14 protein-coding genes, 4 tRNA genes and 1 other RNA gene are annotated in these 18612 nt (G+C 71.4%); 9 read left to right on the top strand and 10 right to left on the bottom strand.

What is annotated here, in order from left to right; all coding sequences use genetic code 11:
- Positions 1 to 135: 135 nt before the first annotated feature.
- The 4 genes from ACIRA5_RS45985 to purS all read right to left on the bottom strand — a co-directional run bounded on the left by ACIRA5_RS45985 (position 136) and on the right by purS (position 4353).
- On the bottom strand, positions 136 to 930 hold the full coding sequence (locus ACIRA5_RS45985; RefSeq protein WP_403702300.1) for a sterol carrier family protein: 795 nt from the start codon (positions 928 to 930) through the stop codon (positions 136 to 138).
- 227 nt (positions 931 to 1157) lie between these two features.
- Positions 1158 to 3416: a phosphoribosylformylglycinamidine synthase subunit PurL gene (gene purL, locus ACIRA5_RS45990; RefSeq protein ID WP_403702303.1), complete on the bottom strand. Its 2259-nt coding sequence runs from the start codon at positions 3414 to 3416 to the stop codon at positions 1158 to 1160.
- Positions 3413 to 4093 carry a phosphoribosylformylglycinamidine synthase subunit PurQ gene (gene purQ / locus ACIRA5_RS45995; RefSeq protein WP_403702305.1) on the bottom strand — a complete coding sequence of 227 codons (681 nt, stop codon included), beginning with the start codon at positions 4091 to 4093 and terminating at the stop codon, positions 3413 to 3415. The genes purL and purQ overlap by 4 nt, the downstream gene beginning before the upstream one ends.
- Positions 4090 to 4353 (bottom strand): phosphoribosylformylglycinamidine synthase subunit PurS, encoded by a 264-nt coding sequence (purS, locus tag ACIRA5_RS46000; protein WP_060898438.1) that lies wholly within the window; start codon positions 4351 to 4353, stop codon positions 4090 to 4092. Before purS ends, purQ begins: the two co-directional genes overlap by 4 nt.
- A gap of 361 nt (positions 4354 to 4714) precedes the next feature.
- Here purS and ACIRA5_RS46005 point away from each other — a divergent pair, with 361 nt between their 5' ends.
- From ACIRA5_RS46005 to ACIRA5_RS46040, 8 genes are all read left to right on the top strand, one after another.
- Positions 4715 to 5032: an Lsr2 family protein gene (locus tag ACIRA5_RS46005; protein WP_054235045.1), complete on the top strand. Its 318-nt coding sequence runs from the start codon at positions 4715 to 4717 to the stop codon at positions 5030 to 5032.
- Between the two features lie 152 nt (positions 5033 to 5184).
- Positions 5185 to 5256 (top strand) — tRNA-Gly (locus ACIRA5_RS46010).
- A gap of 79 nt (positions 5257 to 5335) precedes the next feature.
- A tRNA-Gly gene (locus tag ACIRA5_RS46015) sits at positions 5336 to 5411 on the top strand.
- A gap of 130 nt (positions 5412 to 5541) precedes the next feature.
- Entirely contained in the window at positions 5542 to 6618 is a 1077-nt protein-coding gene (locus tag ACIRA5_RS46020) for an ABC transporter ATP-binding protein (RefSeq protein WP_403702308.1), read from the top strand.
- A complete protein-coding gene (locus ACIRA5_RS46025) occupies positions 6615 to 7433 on the top strand; it encodes an ABC transporter permease (protein ID WP_403702311.1) in 819 nt (272 codons plus the stop codon). The genes ACIRA5_RS46020 and ACIRA5_RS46025 overlap by 4 nt, the downstream gene beginning before the upstream one ends.
- Positions 7434 to 7453: 20 nt before the next feature.
- Complete coding sequence (locus ACIRA5_RS46030) at positions 7454 to 8770, top strand: sensor histidine kinase (protein WP_403702373.1); 1317 nt, start codon at positions 7454 to 7456, stop codon at positions 8768 to 8770.
- Complete coding sequence (locus tag ACIRA5_RS46035) at positions 8767 to 9441, top strand: response regulator (RefSeq protein WP_403702314.1); 675 nt, start codon at positions 8767 to 8769, stop codon at positions 9439 to 9441. Before ACIRA5_RS46030 ends, ACIRA5_RS46035 begins: the two co-directional genes overlap by 4 nt.
- Before the next feature lie 22 nt (positions 9442 to 9463).
- Positions 9464 to 9536: transfer RNA gene (locus tag ACIRA5_RS46040), tRNA-Gly, on the top strand.
- A 61-nt stretch (positions 9537 to 9597) separates the two neighbouring features.
- Here ACIRA5_RS46040 and ACIRA5_RS46045 read toward each other — a convergent pair.
- From ACIRA5_RS46045 to ffs, 6 genes are all read right to left on the bottom strand, one after another.
- Positions 9598 to 10497 carry a phosphoribosylaminoimidazolesuccinocarboxamide synthase gene (locus tag ACIRA5_RS46045; RefSeq protein ID WP_403702317.1) on the bottom strand — a complete coding sequence of 300 codons (900 nt, stop codon included), beginning with the start codon at positions 10495 to 10497 and terminating at the stop codon, positions 9598 to 9600.
- A 126-nt stretch (positions 10498 to 10623) separates the two neighbouring features.
- Entirely contained in the window at positions 10624 to 12177 is a 1554-nt protein-coding gene (locus tag ACIRA5_RS46050; RefSeq protein ID WP_352050504.1) for a N,N-dimethylformamidase beta subunit family domain-containing protein, read from the bottom strand.
- Between the two features lie 189 nt (positions 12178 to 12366).
- On the bottom strand, positions 12367 to 14235 hold the full coding sequence (locus tag ACIRA5_RS46055) for a hypothetical protein (RefSeq protein ID WP_403702375.1): 1869 nt from the start codon (positions 14233 to 14235) through the stop codon (positions 12367 to 12369).
- A gap of 329 nt (positions 14236 to 14564) precedes the next feature.
- The gene (gene purD / locus ACIRA5_RS46060) at positions 14565 to 15830 is read right to left on the bottom strand and encodes a phosphoribosylamine--glycine ligase (protein ID WP_403702320.1); all 1266 of its coding nucleotides are present in this window, start codon (positions 15828 to 15830) and stop codon (positions 14565 to 14567) included.
- A 98-nt stretch (positions 15831 to 15928) separates the two neighbouring features.
- Positions 15929 to 18241 carry a DNA polymerase III subunit gamma and tau gene (locus ACIRA5_RS46065; RefSeq protein WP_403702322.1) on the bottom strand — a complete coding sequence of 771 codons (2313 nt, stop codon included), beginning with the start codon at positions 18239 to 18241 and terminating at the stop codon, positions 15929 to 15931.
- Positions 18242 to 18348: 107 nt separating this feature from the next.
- Positions 18349 to 18447, bottom strand: an RNA gene (gene ffs, locus ACIRA5_RS46070) — signal recognition particle sRNA small type.
- A gap of 71 nt (positions 18448 to 18518) precedes the next feature.
- Between ffs and ACIRA5_RS46075 the strand changes: the two genes are divergently transcribed.
- Positions 18519 to 18606, top strand: a tRNA-Ser gene (locus ACIRA5_RS46075).
- Positions 18607 to 18612: the final 6 nt, after the last annotated feature.

An 18612-nucleotide genomic window follows, 5' to 3' on the forward strand; every position in this document is an offset into this window, starting at 1 on the left:
TGAAGTCGACGGGTGGCTCCAGCCGGTGAGGACAGCGGGTGGAGCCAGCCGGTGGAGTCGACGGGTGGCTCCAACCGGCGGAGTCGACGGGTGGGATCAGCCGGTGAGGTCAGCGGGTTGAGCCGCCGGGTGGGGTCAGCCCATCAAGGGCAGCAGGCCGCCGAGGTCGGCCCGCTCACCGCTCGCGCTGACCTTCGCCTCGTCCAGCGCGGTCTTCCACTCCGTACGTCCCGTCGCCAGCCGGATCCAGGTCAGCGGGTCGGTCTCCACGACGTTCGGCGGTGTGCCCCGGGTGTGCCGGGGGCCCTCCACGCACTGCACGACGGCGTACGGCGGGATCCGCACCTCCGTCGACGCGCCGGGCGCCTTCACGGCGAGCGCGTCGGCGAGCAGCCGGGTGCAGGCGGCGAGGGCCTGGCGGTCGAGGGGGATGTCGGTGCCGGCGGCGCGGTTCAGGTCGTCCGTGTGCACGACGAGTTCGACCGTGCGGGTGACGAGATAGTCGGCGAGGGTCATCGCGCCGGTGCGCGCGGCGAGCAGCCGGTCGTCCGGGGCCGTGGCCAGGCGCTCGGTGATCCGCTGTTCGACGCGCGCGTAGAGCGCGTCGAGGTCGGGGTTGTCGCGGGCGAGTTCCCGGGTGCCGTCGGCGATGTCCACGGCGCGTGCCGCCGTCGCGAACGGCCATTCCAGCAGCGTGAGTTCCTTCGCGCCGGGCTCGGGCCGGTCGAGGTTGCGGCTCACGGTCTCGACCGCCATCGTGAGGTGCGCGGCCAGCTCCCGCACACTCCAGTCCCCGAGCCGCGCGGGCCGCGCCAACTGCTCCTCGGTCAGGGTGTGGACGCCGCGCCGCACGTTCCCGAACTGCGCGAGCACGGCCACACGGATCTTGGCGGGGTCATAGGTACGGGTGCGTTTCCTGGCCGGCGGCATGGGGCGAGCCTAGGGCCTGTCCGGCGGAGGACGTGAAGAAGTCGATGTCCGTCCAGGAACGTCACGCTTGGCGCGCTCCTGCCGGCCCTGCGCCGGGTTCGGCCGGCTCGTGGGAGGCCGGTGACACGTAGGGCGCCGCGGCCCCGCCCCGGCAGACCGAGCCCGTTGCGGCATGACGACGGCCCCGACCGTCGAAACGGTCGGGGCCGTCGGCGTCGTACGACCGCTTACGCGAGCAGCGCCGGGATGGTCCCCTCGTGCGCCTCGCGCAGCTCAGCCAGGGAGAGTGCGAACTCGCCCTGGACCTCGACCGCGTCCGAGTCCACGACACCGATGCGGGTGACGGGCAGACCCCGCGCACCGCACATGTCGTTGAAGCGGAGCTCCTCCGAGCGCGGGACGGCGACGACCGCGCGGCCCGCCGACTCCGAGAAGAGGAAGGTGAAGGCGTCGAGACCGTCGGGGACGACCAGCCGGGCGCCCTTGCCGCCGAGCAGCGCCGACTCGACCACGGCCTGGATCAGACCGCCGTCGGACAGGTCGTGCGCCGAGTCGACCATGCCGTCGCGGGAGGCGGAGATGAGGATCTCGCCGAGGAGACGTTCGCGCTCCAGGTCGACCTTCGGGGGCAGGCCGCCGAGGTGGTCGTGGACGACCTGGGACCAGGCCGAACCGCCGAACTCCTCACGGGTGTCACCGAGCAGGTAGAGGAGCTGGCCCTCTTCCTGGAAGGCGACCGGCGTGCGGCGGGCGACGTCGTCGATGACACCCAGCACGGCCACGACCGGCGTCGGGTGGATGGCGGCCTCGCCCGTCTGGTTGTAGAGCGAGACGTTGCCGCCGGTCACCGGGGTGCCCAGCTGCAGGCAGGCGTCGGCGAGACCGCGGACGGCCTCGGCGAACTGCCACATGACGGCCGGGTCCTCGGGCGAGCCGAAGTTCAGGCAGTCGGAGACGGCGAGCGGCTTGGCGCCGGTCGTCGCGACGTTGCGGTAGGCCTCGGCGAGCGCCAGCTGCGCACCCGCGTACGGGTCGAGCTTCGCGTAGCGGCCGTTGCCGTCCGTGGCGATGGCGACGCCGAGTCCGGTCTCCTCGTCGATGCGGATCATGCCCGAGTCCTCGGGCTGCGCCAGCACCGTGTTGCCCTGCACGAAGTGGTCGTACTGGGAGGTGATCCAGGACTTGGAGGCCTGGTTCGGCGAGCTCACGAGCTTGAGGACCTGGTCCTTGAGCTCCTCGCTCGTCGCCGGGCGCGGCAGCTTGTTCGCGTCGTCGGCCTGGAGGGCGTCCTGCCACGCGGGGCGGGCGTAGGGGCGCTCGTAGACCGGGCCGTCGTGCGCGACCGTGCGCGGGTCGACATCGACGATCTTGCCGCCGTGCCAGAAGATCTCGAGGCGATCGCCGTCCGTCACCTCACCGATCACCGTGGCGATGACGTCCCACTTGTCGCAGATCTCCAGGAACCGGTCGACCTTCTCCGGCTCGACGACCGCGCACATGCGTTCCTGCGACTCGCTCATGAGGATTTCCTCGGGAGAGAGGGTCGAGTCCCGCAGGGGTACGTCGTCCAGGGTGACGCGCATGCCGCCGGAGCCGTTGGAGGCCAGCTCGGAGGTGGCGCAGGACAGACCGGCCGCGCCGAGGTCCTGGATGCCGACGACCAGCTTCTCGGCGAAGGCCTCGAGCGTGCACTCGATGAGCAGCTTCTCCTGGAAGGGGTCGCCGACCTGGACGGCGGGGCGCTTCGACGGCTTGGCGTCGTCGAAGGTCTCGCTCGCCAGGATGGAGGCGCCACCGATGCCGTCGCCGCCCGTGCGGGCCCCGTAGAGGATGACCTTGTTGCCCGCGCCGGACGCCTTCGCGAGGTGGATGTCCTCGTGCTTCATGACGCCGATGGCTCCGGCGTTGACGAGGGGGTTGCCCTGGTAGCAGGCGTCGAAGACGACCTCGCCGCCGATGTTGGGCAGGCCCAGGCAGTTGCCGTAGCCGCCGATGCCGGCGACGACGCCCGGCAGGACGCGCTTGGTGTCGGGGTGGTCCGCGGCGCCGAAGCGCAGCGGGTCGACGACGGCGACCGGGCGGGCACCCATCGCGATGATGTCGCGCACGATGCCGCCGACGCCGGTGGCCGCGCCCTGGTAGGGCTCGACGTACGACGGGTGGTTGTGCGACTCGACCTTGAAGGTGACGGCGTAGCCCTGGCCGACGTCGACGACACCGGCGTTCTCGCCGATGCCGACGAGGAGGGCGTCGGACTGCGGGGCCTTCTCGCCGAACTGGCGGAGGTGGACCTTCGAGGACTTGTACGAGCAGTGCTCGGACCACATGACGGAGTACATGGCGAGCTCGGCGCCGGTCGGGCGGCGGCCGAGGATCTCGACGACCCGCTCGTACTCGTCCTTCTTCAGGCCCAGTTCGGCCCAGGGCAGCTCGACGTCGGGGGTCGCGGCCGCGTTCTCGACCGTGTCCAGAGGCGTGCGGCTCATGCGGTGACCAGCTTCTTGAGGATCGAGGTGAAGAAGGGGAGGCCGTCGGTGCGGCCGGAGCCGACGAGGGGCTCGACGGCGTGCTCCGGGTGCGGCATCAGACCGACGACGTTGCCCGCCTCGTTCGTGATGCCGGCGATGTCGCGCAGCGAGCCGTTCGGGTTGACGTCCACATAGCGGAACGCGACCCGGCCCTCCGCCTCCAGCATGTCGAGCGTGTGCGCGTCGGCGACGTACCGCCCGTCCATGTTCTTCAGCGGGATGTGGATCTCCTGGCCGGACTCGTAGTCGGCCGTCCAGGACGTCTCCGCGTTCTCCACCCGCAGCTTCTGGTCGCGGCAGATGAAGTGGAGGTGGTTGTTGCCGAGCATCGCGCCGGGGAGGAGGTGCGCCTCGGTGAGGACCTGGAAGCCGTTGCAGATGCCGAGGACGGGCATTCCGGACTTCGCCTGCTCGATCACGGTCTCCATCACGGGCGAGAAGCGCGAGATGGCACCGGCCCGGAGATAGTCGCCGTACGAGAAACCGCCGGGCAGCACCACGGCGTCGACCTGCTTGAGGTCCTTGTCCTTGTGCCAGAGGGCGACGGGTTCGGCACCGGCGAGCTTGATCGCACGCTGCGTGTCCCGGTCGTCGAGGCTGCCCGGAAAGGTGACGACTCCAATACGAGCGGTCACTTTCCTGCCTCCGCGACTTCCTCGACCTTGACGGTGAAGTCCTCGATCACGGTGTTGGCGAGGAAGGATTCCGCCAGTTCATGGATGCGGGCGAGCGCGGCGTCGTCCACCGGTCCGTCCACTTCCAGTTCGAATCGCTTTCCCTGACGTACGTCGGAGACACCGTCGAAACCGAGGCGCGGCAGTGCACGCTGCACCGCCTGGCCCTGGGGGTCGAGGATCTCCGGCTTGAGCATGACGTCGACTACGACGCGTGCCACTGGCACTCCCGGTGTGTGGTGCTGAGCAGGTCGCTTCAGACTACCCGCACAAAATTTCTACTCGCGTAGATTCGTAGAATCCTACGTGAGCCCGATCACGATCCCGCATCGACGCGGGGGCACGTACGGAAAATCCTGGGAAAAATCGCAGAAGAGCGGCTGGGCCCCATTACCTTCGGACACGCGGAAGGTTTTAGTCGGGCTTCACAATGCAATGCCCGGCACTGTACAAAGGAATTGGCAATAGCCGATACTTTGCCCAATAACAGCCGGACAGTCGACATCTCCCCGACAACTCCGTGACGTCCACGCACGTCATGGGGGGCGATCGCAGAGGTGCCGCACGAAGGGACCGATATTCGTGGCGCAGCGTGTCGTAGTCACTCTCTTTGACGACATCGACGGCTCGGAAGCGGCGGAGACGATCGCCTTCGGACTCGACGGCAAGTCGTACGAGATCGACCTCAATCCAGCCAATGCCAAGAAACTGCGTAAGGTGCTCGCGCCCTACCTCGAGGCCGGCCGCAAGCAGTCGAAGTCCGGGAAGGCGTACACGCACACCGCGTTGACCCCCGACCCGGCCGCCGTCCGCGCCTGGGCCCGCTCCAACAAGCTGGACGTCCCCCCGCGCGGCCGCATCCCCAAGAAGGTCTACGAGGCGTTCGCCGAGGCGCACTGAGTCCGAGGGTCCGCCGGATGGCTCGCCGGGGTCCCGCTCCGGCCGGCCATCCGCCCCCGCGCACAACCGACTTGCGCTGACCCCCTGCTGATCAGCTAGAGTCTGGAGCACGCCGAGGGGCAAGGCCGAAAAGCCGGACCCCGAGGAGTCATGCGGGTGTAGTTCAGTAGCAGAACATCCCCCTTCCAGGGGGAAGGCGCAGTGTGCAATTCCTGTCACCCGCTCTGCAACCCTTACCGATCACTGTTGTGGATCAGGTAGGGTGGTGCTCGCACCGACCGGTGAAAGCTGGTCGGAGGCAATGCGGACGTAGCTCAGTTGGTAGAGCGCAACCTTGCCAAGGTTGAGGTCGCGAGTTCGAGCCTCGTCGTCCGCTCCAGGAAGCAAAGACCCCGGTCATCGACCGGGGTCTTTCTCGTGTGTGCGGACGAGCGTCCCCTGACATTTGTCATGCGGAGTGATGACACGGCGCACTGCTGTCGGGTCCCGTCCGCGGGGACGCTGATTTCATGAACACGAACGAGCAAGATGACGTGATCGAGGTCACTGATCTGCGGCGCGTGTACGGGGGAGACCGGGGAGCCGGCGGAGATTTCGAGGCCGTGCGCGGAGTCACCTTCTCCGTGGGCCGCGGTGAGCTCTTCGCGCTGCTGGGGACCAACGGCGCCGGCAAGACCTCCACCGTCGAGCTGCTGGAGGGCCTCGCCCCTCCGGCGGGCGGCCGGGTGCGGGTCCTCGGACACGATCCGTACGAGGAGCGCGCGGCCGTCCGGCCCCGGATCGGCGTGATGCTGCAGGAGGGCGGCTTCCCCTCCGAACTGACGGTCGCGGAGACCGTACGGATGTGGGCGGGCTGCACGAGCGGAGCCCGGCCGACCGCTCAGGCCCTGGGGATGGTCGGGCTCACCCGGCGGTCCGGGGTACGGGTGAAGCAGCTGTCCGGGGGCGAGAAACGGCGCCTGGACCTGGCCCTCGCGCTCCTCGGCCGCCCCGAGGTCCTCTTCCTCGACGAGCCGACGACCGGCCTGGACGCCGAAGGGCGCCGGGACACCTGGGACTTGGTGCGCGAGCTGCGCGACGGCGGTACGACCGTGGTGCTGACCACGCACTACCTGCAGGAGGCGGAGGAGCTGGCCGACCGGCTCGCGATCCTACACGAAGGGCACATCGCGGCCTCCGGCACGCCTGCCGAGGTGACCGCGTCCGCACCGTCCCGGATCTCCTTCGAACTGCCCGACGGCTACTTCCTCGGAGATCTGCCCCCGCTCGCCGGACTCGGCGTGACCGACCACGAGACGGCGGGCCGTGCCGTCAGGCTGCGCACCGACGAACTCCAGCGCTCCGCCACCGCACTGCTGGTGTGGGCCCACCAGAAGCAGGTCGAGCTGCGGGGGCTCGATGTGCGGTCGGCCTCACTGGAGGAGGCGTTCCTGCGGATAGCGCGGGACGCCGCGGGCCGGGGTGCGGGTGCGCGGGACGCGGATGTACGGGGCACGGATGTACGGGGCACGGATGCGCAGGGTGCGCGGGGCGCGGATACGCGGGGCTCGGGTGTGCGGGAGCAGGAGAGGGGGACGGTGGCATGAGCGCGACAGTCCCGACGACTGGGCAAACCGCTACTGATGCGGGTACGGGTACGACGACGGCCGCGGGGCGGATGGCCGCCCTGGCGCGCGCCGAACTGACCCTGCTGGGCCGCTCGAAGGCGACCCTCGCCGCCGCCTTGTTCGTGCCGCTGACCTTGCCGTTCAGCCTCCGCTCGACGGTCGACCAGATGGACCTGAAAGGCGCCGGGCTCTCGGTCGGCTCGGTCGTCCTGCCGTCCTCCATCGGCCTCGCACTCCTCTTCGCGGTCTACAGCACGCTGGTGAGCGTGTACGCGGCCCGCCGCGAGGAGCTCGTCCTCAAACGGCTGCGCACCGGGGAACTGCGGGACGCGGAGATCCTCGCGGGTGCGGCCCTGCCCTCGGTCGCGATCGGCCTGGTGCAGTGCCTGGTCCTGACGGTCGCGTGCGCCGCGCTGCTGGACGTCGGGGCGCCACCGGCACCCCACCTCGCCGTCCTGGGGCTGCTCCTGGGCCTGGCGATGTGGCCCCCGCTCGCGGCGATCACGGCGAACCTCAGCAAGAGCGTGGAGGGCGCCCAGGTCGCCGCCATGCCCTTGATACTCGTGTCGCTGCTCGGCTCCGGCAGCTTCATCCCCCTCCAGGTCATGCCGGACCAGCTGGCCTCGGCCTGCGAACTGCTGCCCCTGACCCCGGTGATCGCGCTGATACGCGGCGGCTGGACCGGCGACCTCTCCGCGCACGACACCCTGGGCGCGCTCGGGACGGCGGTGGCCTGGATCGTGCTCGCGGTGTTTGCTGTACGGCGGTGGTTCCGCTGGGAGCCGCGGCGTTGACCAGGGACGTGGTGATGGGCATGGGCGGGCGCGGTGGCTGGTGGCGCGGCAAGAGCACGCCGGCGAAGGTCGAGACGTACACACGGTGGTCGTTCCACACCCTCCCGTTCATCGAGGTCGCCACCTTCGCGCTGCCGGCCTTCGGATACGTGCCCGCCCCGGTGAACTGGATCCTGTTCCTGCTGGTGAGCGCGCACGCCGCGCTCGCCGCGGTGACCACCTCGCTGACCCTGGACTGGACCCGCGGCCGCCGCCCCCTGCCGGTACGGCTGCTCTGGGCACTGGGCACCGCCACCGTGGTCATCGCCGTCGTGAGCCTGGTGGTCGCGCTGCACGGCCCGCGCGGCGCGGACAACGGGGCGGCGGCGGGCACGGTGTTCGTCGGCGTCCTGTCGTTCGGGACCGGCACCCTGGCGCTCGCGGTGCGGGAGTGGCGACGCATGGTGTACAGGGTGCTCGGCGCCGCCCTGGGCGCCGGCGCCGTGGCCGTCCCGGCGGGTGTCTCGGCACCCGGCGCCGCCGTCGCCGCCGGTGCGGTCGTCCTCGCCGCCGGTTTCTTCACCTTCACCTCCGCCTTCTCCGTCTGGCTGCTGAACGCCGTCTACGAACTCGACGAGGCCCGCGAGACCCGGGCCCGGCTCGCCGTCGCCGAGGAACGGCTGCGCTTCGGGCGCGATCTGCACGACGTGATGGGCCGCAACCTGGCGGTGGTCGCGCTGAAGAGCGAGCTCGCCGTGCAACTGGCCCGGCGCGGACGGCCGGAGGCCGTGGAGCAGATGATCGAGGTCCAGCGGATAGCGCGGGAGACACAGCGAGAGGTCCGCGAGGTCGTACGCGGCTACCGCGAGGCCGATCTGCGGACCGAACTCGCGGGAGCCCAGGGCGTGTTGACGGCCGCCGGCATCGACTGCGAGGTCAGCGGCCCGGTGACCGGACTGCCCGCGGAGATCCAGTCCGCGCTCGGCTGGGTCGTACGGGAGGCGACGACGAACGTGCTGCGGCACGGGGACGCCGGAAGGTGCGCGGTGTCCCTGCGAGTGTCGGAGGGCCGGGTGACCCTAACCGTCGAGAACGACGGAGCGCCGGGTATCGGTACCGGTTCCCGTACCGATGCCGATACCGCCGAGCCGGGAAGGGGGTCCGGGCTCGCCGGGCTGCGGGAGCGGCTCAGGGAGGTGGACGGGGTGCTTCGGGCCGGGCCTGCCGGGGATGACCTGTTCCGCCTGACCGCCGAGGTGCCGCTGCCCCCCGACTCGGTCCCGGAACGGGCTCCGGACGCGGAACCGGGTGAGTCGCCCCGACCCGCCCCCCGCCCCGTGAGCGAGGTCACTTCATGACGTTCACTCCTCCCACCTCGTCCACCCCATCCACCTCATCTGTCCCACCCGTCCCATTCGCACCTCCCGTACGGCTGTTGCTCGCCGACGACGAGCACCTGATCAGGGGTGCGCTCGCCGCGCTGCTGGGACTGGAGGACGACCTCGTGGTGGTCGCCGAGGCCGCTACCGGGCCCGAGGCACTGGCGATGGCGCTGGCGCACGAGCCCGATGTCGCCGTTCTGGATCTGCAGATGCCGGGGGCGGACGGTGTGAGGGTCGCCACATCGCTCAGGGCCGAACTGCCCGGCTGTCAGGTGCTGATCGTGACGAGTCACGGGCGGCCCGGGCATCTGAAGCGAGCGCTTGCGGCAGGCGTGCGCGGGTTCGTCCCGAAGACGGTGAGCGCACAGCGGCTCGCGGAGATCATTCGTACCGTGCATGCGGGAAACCGTTATGTGGACCCGGAATTGGCCGCGGACGCGATCTCCGCCGGGGACTCACCGCTGACCGCGCGCGAGGCCGAAGTGCTCGAGTTCGCCGCCGACGGGGCGCCCGTCGCGGAGATCGCGGAGCGGGCGGCGCTGTCCCAGGGAACGGTACGCAACTATCTTTCGTCGGCCGTCTCGAAACTCGGGGCGGAGAACCGTCACGCGGCGGTGCGTCTCGCACGGGAGCGAGGTTGGGTATAGTTGTCCTCGCACCACAGCGCATGCGGACGTAGCTCAGTTGGTAGAGCGCAACCTTGCCAAGGTTGAGGTCGCCAGTTCGAACCTGGTCGTCCGCTCAGAGAAAGAAGCCCCCGGCCCTTCAGGGCCGGGGGCTTCTTCGTGTGCTCCTTCGCGTCCTCAGCTCCAGCTGATGCCGGTCAGGCGCTCGTACGCCTCGATGTACTTGGCGCTGGTCGCGTCCACGATGTGCTGCGGCAGCGCCGGCGGGGGCTGCTCGCTCCTGCGGTCCCAGCCCGACTCGGGAGACGTCAGCCAGTCGCGGACGAACTGCTTGTCGAAGGACGGCTGGGCGTGGCCCGGCTCCCACACGTCGGCGGGCCAGAAGCGGGAGGAGTCCGGGGTCAGCACCTCGTCGGCGAGGACGAGCGTCTCGCCCTCGTAGCCGAACTCGAACTTGGTGTCCGCGAGGATGATGCCGCGCTCGCGCGCGATGTCACGGGCACGGCCGTAGACGGCGAGAGTCGTCTGGCGCAGCTGGGCCGCCGTCTCGGCGCCGACCTGGCGGGCGACCTCCTCGTACGACACGTTCTCGTCGTGCTCGCCGACCGCGGCCTTGGTGGCGGGGGTGAAGATCGGCGCGGGGAGTTCCGAGCCGTCGACGAGGCCCTCGGGGAGGGCGAGGCCGCAGACCGTACGGGACTCGTCGTACTCCACGAGACCCGAGCCGGTGAGATAGCCGCGCGCGACGCACTCGACCGGTGTCATCCGCAGGGACTTGCAGATGAGGGTGCGGCCCTCCCAGTCGGCGGGGGCGCCCGGCGGGAGCTCGGTGCTCAGCACATGGTTGGGGACCAGGTCGGCGAGCTTGTCGAACCACCACAGCGAGAGCTGCGTGAGGACCCGGCCCTTGTCGGGGATCTCCGTGGGCAGCACCCAGTCGTAGGCGGACATACGGTCACTGGCGATCATCACGAGGTCGCCCGCCTCGTTCTGGTACAGGTCGCGCACCTTGCCGGTGTGCAGATGTACCAGACCCGGGACCTGGAGGGGCTCGGGCTTTTCGACGAATCCGGACACGGTTCCTCCCCGTGGTTGAAGAAAAAGGGACGCCCGTAGGGCCCGAATAGGGTGGTGGTGGGCGACGGGTGGGACAAGTGGCTCGATTCTCCCGTATCCGGAGAGCGGCTTCGGCCAGGGGGTTCCTCAGTCGCGTTTGCAGATGCGGTCGAGGAGGTTCGCGGTGGCTCGCTGGACACGGGCGTCGACGTGGCCGGGGCGGTCCAGGGCCGGGGACCACGCGAACGTCCCGGCCGCGAAGACCAGGGCACCGGAGGGAGCCCGGTAGAGGGAGGTCTCCTGATGGCGGGTGGCGCCCTCGCTGTCCTGGTAGGGGGAGTGGGCGAGCAGGATGCGGCCCTGGTGCTCGGGCAGCGGGGTGCGCGGGAAATAGCGGTCGGCCTCGCCCGCGACCATGCCGGCGAGTTCGTCGCCCTCGTGTGCGCCGGTCGACTCCCACAGCCAGTGGTCGGCGTTGCGCACGACCAGGGGGTGGGGTTCCGGGACCCTGCCCGCGTACTGGATGCCGATGAGCTGCTGCTCAGGACGGTCGATTTCGCGCCACAGCGCCGGCCTTCCCGGGCCTCTGCGTTTGCGGCAGGTCAGCAGGCGGTCGGCGACGCCGGACGGGGACGGGGCCAACTCCACCTGCCAGTACATGGTGTTGGCGGAGAGGAAGACCAGGGAGGTGCCGCTTTCGCGGGCGAGTTCCACGGTGCGGCGCATGGCCGACGACCAGTACTCGTCGTGCCCCGGGAAGACCAGGCCGCGGTAGCGGGTGGGGTCGACGCGGCCGGCGTGCAGGTCGCGGGCGTCGGCGTAGGCGATGTCGTAGCCGTAGCGCTCGGCCCAGCGGATGAAGTCGTAGGCGTGGCCGACGTGGAGGGGGAGGCCCGCGCCGGCGTACGGGCGGTCGAAGGAGACCGTCGTCGCGGCCTCGGACTCGCCGAGCAGACGGCCGTTCTCGTCCCAGGCGTGGTAGAGGCTGGCGCCGGTGTGCCCGTCCTCCGGGTAGAGGTTGTACGCCTGCCAGGTGATGTCCGGGAGCAGAAGGAGGAGGTCCGCCGGGTGGTTGTCGCGGACGGTGAAGGGGACGTGGGAGCGGTAGCCGTCGGCCGTGGTGAGTACGGCCACGTACGCGCCGATGTTCCAGTAGCTCGGGATCTGCAGGCGCCAGGAGAGCCACCAGTGATGACAGGAGACGGTTCTGTCGGCGGTGAGGGGCGGCGGCTGGACGATGCCCGACAGGCGGGGGCTGGTGGTGATCTTGCTCGCCCCGTCGCCTCCGTAGTGCCCGATGCGGTAGATGTCGACGCTGAATTCCTGGGGCGGGTCGACGGTGACGTGGAAGTCGATGGCCTCGCCCGGCGCGGCCGCGCCGTTGGAGGCGAAGCCCTTGATCTGGCGGTGCACGTCGTCGGCCGGGCGGGGGCCGCCGGCGCGGGGGTGGGGGATGGGGGGCTTGCGGGAGCCCTGGAGGGTGGCGGAGCCGCCGGGCCCCCCGGCCTGACCAGGCTGACCGGCCCGACCTGCCTGATCGACGTGATCAATGTGATCGATGTACCACGGGACGACATGGCCCGTGTCGTCGAAGTACTGCTCGTCGCCCCTGAGCCAGGGAACGGGGCCCTGGCCGAAGGGGTCCGTCACGGCGTGCGCGAGTGCGCCCGACTCCCAGCGGCGGATCTGCTCCGACCCCATGCCTGTTCCCCTCCCTCGTGCCCCCGTCGGTTCTGTAAGCCTCTGCCCTGCGCGCGATCGGTCCCAGCACATCACATTACGCACGCACTCCGTCACCGTTCGTCGCGAATTGACGTGAACGGAACGCGGTCCTCCGGTCGAAGAGGCGGATATCGGCGGCTGGGAGCACGGACGGTGGTGACGGCGGCGTCAGACCAGGCGGACCGGTTTCTCGGGGCGAACGCCCAGCTGGCGGAGCCAGTCCCGGAGCGGTTCCGGGTCACCGTCCTCGACGAGGGTCAGGACCCGCGGCCCCAGATCGGCGGCCCGCACCCCGTCGACAAGAAGGGCGGGGCCATCGAGCCAGTCGAGCCCCGGCGCGGCCCCGGCGGTGTCCATCGCCGCACAACAGACCATCGCGGTGACATGGTCGGCCAACAGCTCACGCCCACTGCGCGGCGGCTGGAGCGGAAAGAGCGGCAGCATCCCGTCGTCCCAGAACGACCAGTCGGGGCCCGGCTGCTCCGCACCCCCGCCCGGCCCGGACGCGACGGCCGGCGCCGCCGCCTCCTCATGGGCCAGCTCCGCGCTGAGCCCGGCCGCGAGTGCCGCCGTCCGCTCACTCCCGAGCACGGGCTCGCCGTCCTCCCCGACCTCCTCTTCGACCTCGGTCTCGACCTCGGCTTCTGTCTCCGTCTCTGTCTCGTTCGGGCTCACGCCCGTGGCCCTCTCCCCGTACGCCTCGCGCCGATCGACGGAGAGGTCGGCGTCGTCCGTGGCCGGCGTGGCAGGTGCGGTCAGATGGTCGAGCACGCGTGCCAGCGTCGGACCGCCCTGGTCGGGCTGGGTCGGATCCGTGGGGTGGCGGACGCCCAGCGCGTCCAGCACCCGGTGCAGCCGGGCCGCTTCGGTGCGCCAAGTGCGGTCGACGACCTCGTCCGGATACTCCTGCCAGTCCACCGGCGCCCAGTCGGGCCCCGGCTCCGCGGGCCCGCCGTGGAAGAGGCGCGCGGCGAGAAGCGAGGCCGCCTCGTCCACCGAACCGGGCTCTTCGAGCAGGTCGCAGGCGGGGCGCTCGCCGAGGCGGGACGCGAAGCCCTCGGCCAGCCGGTCACGGCGCGACAGCTCGGTGAGGGCCGCGACGACACCCACGTCCAGCCGGGCCGGCCAGCGGCCCATCCGCCAGGCGGGCAACGCGACCCGGGTCAGCAGCCGGTCCCAGCCCGCGTACGCCAGGCCGACCTGTTCCTGGGCGACGATCCGCAGACCGTAGTCCACAGCCTGTGCACGCTCGGCCGCGGCGGCCGCCACTCCCCGTTCCATCTCGGCCGCATGACCCCGGCAGCTGCGCAGCAGCAGGCGGGTCACCCAGCCGACACCGGCGAGGACGGTGCGGACCAGGGGGCCGCGGGCGGGCTCGGAGGTCACGGCCACGGCCGCGTCCAGCCCCCGTACGAAACGGCGGGCCGCGGCTATGTCGGGGTGCGCCGAAGGTCCCGTACCGGCGACGACCGGGGCGAGGACCGCGCGCAGCTCCCCGACCCGCATCCACCACAGGAAGGGCGAGCCGATGACGAGGACGGGAGCCGCGGGGGCTCGGCGGGCTCGCCCGGCTCCGCCACTCAGGCCTCGTGCGCCCGCTATTTCGTCGCGGTACTCGGGCGGTGGCGGGCCGTGCGCCGGGTGGGTGCGGTCCTCCAGCCAGCTGTCGCAGTCCGGGGTCAGCGCTATCGCCGAGGGCGGCGGGACGTCGAGGCGGTCGGCCAGATCCCGGACCAGGCGGTAGAGGTCGGGAGCGGACGCCTCCGCGATCGGGACCGTGGGGCTCACGGCGGGCCGCGCGCGGGCGACGACGAGCGCGATGCCCGCGGCGGCGAGCAGCACGAGGGCGGCGAGGACCGTCACGATCCAGCGAGTGACGGGCCAGCTTCCGCCGGTGATGTGCCCGGTCGAGCCGCCGACGAGCAGCACGACGGCGACGGCCGCGGGCAGCAGGGCGACGGCCAGCGCCCTGCTGCGGATACGCAGCACGGCGAGCGCCCGGGAGCGCGCGGCCTGCGCGCCCACCTCCACACCCATACCGGTCACGACCGGATGTCACCCCCTGCTGTCGGCCCGGCCCGGGCTGTCTCGCAGCCCGCGCCGAAGGATGCCCTGGTGTTGCTCACTCCCCCACTGTGGCACCCGCCACCGACATCGCAATGCCGGTGGGCCAAGTGCCGGAACGCTTTCGCCGCACCCTAGTTGGGGCCTCGGCCCCCGTCAGCCGGATGGGGCATCGCTCACTCGATGGAATGGCTTTGGGGAAAGGTGGATGACCGTGGGCAAGGATCAGGCCCCGGATTCCGTACAGAATCCGGGGCCCAGTGGTGCGTGCGGGGGTGGGGGCTACGCCTCCGTCAGGGGCTCTACGCCTCGGTCGTGGCGTCCGCCGCCGCCTTCGCCGCGATGTCCGTACGGTGCTGCGAACCGTCGAGGCCGATGCGGGTGACCGCCGCGTAGGCGCGGGCGCGTGCCTCGGTGAGGTCGGTGCCGGTCGCCGTGACGGAGAGCACCCGGCCGCCCGCGCTGACGACCGCGTCGCCGTCGTGCTTCGTCCCGGCGTGCAGGACGTACGCGTACGGGGCGTCCAGCGCCGCCACCTTGTCGAGCCCGGTGATCGGGTCGCCGGTGCGCGGGGTGTCGGGGTAGTTGTGGGAGGCCACGACCACGGTGACCGCCGCGTCGTCGCTCCAGCGCAGTGGCGCGAGATCGGCGAGGGTGCCTTCGGCGGCGGCGAGCAGGACGCCCCCGAGCGGGGTCTTCAGCCGGGCCAGGACCACCTGGGTCTCCGGGTCGCCGAAACGGGCGTTGAACTCGATCACCCGTACGCCGCGGCTCGTGATCGCCAGACCCGCGTAGAGAAGGCCGGAGAACGGGGTGCCGCGGCGGCGCAGCTCGTCGACGGTCGGCTGGAGGACGGTCTCCCTGACCTCCTCGACCAGCTTCGGGTCCGCCCACGGGAGGGGCGAGTACGCGCCCATGCCGCCGGTGTTCGGGCCCTCGTCGCCGTCCAGCGCGCGCTTGAAGTCCTGGGCGGGCTGGAGCGGGACGACCGTCTCGCCGTCGGTGATCGCGAAGAGGGAGACCTCGGGGCCGTCGAGGAACTCCTCGATGACGACGCGGTCGCAGGCGATGGCGTGCGCGCGGGCCTTCTCGAGGTCGTCGGTCACGACGACACCCTTGCCGGCCGCGAGTCCGTCGTCCTTCACGACGTACGGGGCGCCGAAGGCGTCGAGCGCCTCGTCGACCTCCTCGGGCGTCGTGCAGACATACGAACGTGCCGTGGGGACGCCCGCCCCTGCCATCACATCCTTGGCGAAGGCCTTGGAGCCCTCCAGCTGCGCGGCCTCCTCGGAGGGGCCGAAGCAGGGGATGCCCGCCGCGCGCACGGCGTCGGCGACCCCGGCGACGAGCGGCGCCTCCGGGCCCACGATCACCAGCTCGGCGCCGAGCTCCGTGGCCAGCGCGGCCACGGCGGCGCCGTCGAGGGCGTCGACCGGGTGCAGCTCGGCCGTCTCCGCGATGCCTGCGTTCCCGGGGGCGCAGTGCAGGGCGGTGACGTCGGGGTCGAGGGACAGGGAACGGCACAGGGCGTGTTCGCGGGCGCCGCTACCGATGACGAGGACCTTCACGGGGTCAGCCTAACCGCCGGGGCCGGGTGCCTTTGTGGGGGCTTCCGAAGCGAGGGGTGGGGAGAGTTGGTGCGATCCTCCGAGAGGGGCCCGGGTGTTCACTCGTTGGAGAACTCCTCCACCACCGTCGCGCCCAGTTCACGGACGATCAGGTCGTGGCCCGAGAGGGCGGACTCGTCGAGGTCGGGGTCGTCGTCCTCGGGGATGTCGTCCTCGGGGGCCACCGGAGGCGGCTCGTAGGCGACCGGGGCTGGCGGGGCGGGCGCGGCCGAAGCCTGGCCCGCGGGCGAGCCCTGCGAGGCGGCGGGGCGCGGAGCCGGGGCCGGGGGCTGCTGGGGGGCGGGGCGCGAACCGGCCGGAGCTCCGCCGTAACCGCCACCACCAGCGCCGTAGCCACCGCCGCCGCCGCTGCTGCCGCCACCACCGAACCCGGGACCAGGGCCGGAGGCCGACATCGGTGGCGGTGCCGAGCCACCGGAGGTGTCGACGATCGCCTCGATCTTCCACTGCACATTGAACTGTTCGGTCAGCGCCTGCCTCAGGACTTCCTCGCTGCCGCTGCTCGCGAAGTTGTCGCGCGCGCCCGCGTTGACGAAGCCGATCTGCAGGGTCGTGCCGTCGTAACCGGTGACCTGCGCGTTCTGGCTGAGCAGGATCCAGGTGAAGCGGCGGCGGTTCTTCACGGCCTCCAGGATGTTCGGCCAGAGCATACGGGGGTCGACGCCACCGGCGGCGGGGGCCGGTGCGGAGGCGGGGCCGGGGCCTGGGCCGGGGGTGGACGCCGTCGGCGCAGCAGCGGGTGCGGGGGCGGCGGGGGCCTGTCCCCCGCCCGCGGGTGTCGCGGTCGGCCAGCCGCCCGGACGCCGACCGCTGCCCACGGCCGTCGCGGTGGGCCAGGCGCCGGGCGCCGCGCCGGACGGGGGCGCGGGCGGGGCCGTAGCGGCGGCCGGAGGAGCCGCGGGCGCGGCAGCGGCGGGACCCGGAGCGGGTGCCGGGGCCGAGGCAGGAGCAGGGGCGGCCCCCGTACCCGGCGCCGCAGCAACCCCGCCGGTAGCCCCCGCACCACCGGCCCCGTACCCCTCGTTCGCCGGTCCCTGTCCGCCGAGGCCCGGGCCCCGCACGGCGGCCCGGGCCGCGGCGACACCGCCGCCCGGCGGAACCATCGCAGCGGCCGCGGCCTGCGCTCCTCCATGTACTTCGGGGCCGGGTACGTACCCCATGGCGGGGGCGCCCGCGCCGGCACCGGAGAAGTTCACCCCGCGCTCGATGCGGTCCAGGCGGGCCATGACGGATCGCTCGTCCCCGTACGCCGCGGGCAGGAGCACGCGCGCGCAGATGAGCTCGAGCTGGAGTCGCGGCGAGGTGGCGCCACGCATCTCCGTCAGTCCCTCGTTGACGAGATCGGCGGCGCGGCTCAGCTCGGCGGCGCCGAAGACCCCGGCCTGGGCCTGCATGCGCTCGACGACATCCGACGGGGCGTCGATGAGCCCCTTCTCGGCGGCGTCGGGAACCGCGGCCAGGATCACCAGATCGCGCAGTCGCTCCAGCAGGTCCGCGACGAACCTCCGGGGATCGTTGCCCCCCTCGATGACGCGGTCCACGATCTCGAAGGCCGCGGCGCCGTCGCCCGCGGCGAACGCCTCGACCACGGAGTCGAGCAACGACCCGTCCGTGTACCCCAGCAGCGAGGTGGCCATGGTGTACGTCACACCGTCGGTGCTCGCCCCCGCGAGGAGCTGATCCATGACGGACATGGAGTCACGCACGGAACCGGCGCCGGCCCGCACGACCAGCGGCAGCACGCCGTCCTCGACGGGAATGCCCTCGCGCCCGCAGACCTCGCCCAGGTACCCCCGCAGGGTCCCCGGCGGCACGAGCCGGAACGGATAGTGGTGGGTCCGCGACCGAATCGTCCCGATGACCTTCTCGGGCTCGGTCGTGGCGAAGATGAACTTGAGGTGCTCGGGCGGCTCCTCGACCACCTTCAGCAGGGCGTTGAAGCCCGCCGGGGTGACCATGTGGGCCTCGTCGATGATGTAGATCTTGTACCGACTGCTCGCAGGCCCGAAGAAGGCCTTTTCCCGCAGGTCACGAGCGTCGTCGACACCACCGTGCGAGGCGGCGTCGATCTCGATGACGTCGATCGACCCCGGCCCGTTGCGCGCGAGGTCCCTGCACGACTGGCACTCCCCGCAGGGAGTCGGCGTCGGCCCCTGCTCGCAGTTCAGACACCGGGCCAGAATCCGCGCGCTGGTCGTCTTCCCGCATCCGCGCGGCCCGCTGAACAGGTACGCGTGATTGACCCGGTTGTTCCGCAGCGCCTGCTGCAACGGGTCGGTGACATGCTCCTGCCCGATGACCTCGGCGAACGACTCCGGGCGATAGCGGCGGTACAGCGCGAGAGACGACACACATACGAGGTTATAGGCGCCCACTGACAACAGGGACCGCTCACCGGCCCCCAGGCCCAGGCTCCGGGCCCCGGCGGCCGGACCCCCGTGCCGCACCCCGCCCCGAGAACGCAAGCGCCCCCCACGCACCCGCCAGAGCCAACCTACCCTTGCTGCCTTCCGGCCCTGGGGGAGTTCAGTCAGATAGCGCCACGTGAGGGGCTCCGCACAGAGTACCTGATCCGGGAGGGGGGAACGAGTTCGCGAGCACTCCTCAACGTCTTGTATTGTTTGCCGCGGAGGATTCGCCTAGAGGCCTAGGGCGCACGCTTGGAAAGCGTGTTGGGGGCAACCCCTCACGAGTTCGAATCTCGTATCCTCCGCCAGTGCCT

Origin of the sequence: Streptomyces sp. NPDC096311, from assembly GCF_044763085.1 — a bacterium.
Lineage (GTDB): Bacteria > Actinomycetota > Actinomycetes > Streptomycetales > Streptomycetaceae > Streptomyces.

Coding starts and splice junctions, on each gene's coding strand:
- ACIRA5_RS45985 (WP_403702300.1), bottom strand. CDS start 930: ATGCCGCCGGCCAGGAAACGCACCCGTACCTATGACCCCGCCAAGATC.
- purL (WP_403702303.1), bottom strand. CDS start 3,416: ATGAGCCGCACGCCTCTGGACACGGTCGAGAACGCGGCCGCGACCCCC.
- ACIRA5_RS46020 (WP_403702308.1), top strand. CDS start 5,542: ATGAACACGAACGAGCAAGATGACGTGATCGAGGTCACTGATCTGCGG.
- ACIRA5_RS46025 (WP_403702311.1), top strand. CDS start 6,615: ATGAGCGCGACAGTCCCGACGACTGGGCAAACCGCTACTGATGCGGGT.
- ACIRA5_RS46030 (WP_403702373.1), top strand. CDS start 7,454: ATGGGCGGGCGCGGTGGCTGGTGGCGCGGCAAGAGCACGCCGGCGAAG.
- ACIRA5_RS46035 (WP_403702314.1), top strand. CDS start 8,767: ATGACGTTCACTCCTCCCACCTCGTCCACCCCATCCACCTCATCTGTC.
- ACIRA5_RS46050 (WP_352050504.1), bottom strand. CDS start 12,177: ATGGGGTCGGAGCAGATCCGCCGCTGGGAGTCGGGCGCACTCGCGCAC.
- ACIRA5_RS46055 (WP_403702375.1), bottom strand. CDS start 14,235: ATGGGTGTGGAGGTGGGCGCGCAGGCCGCGCGCTCCCGGGCGCTCGCC.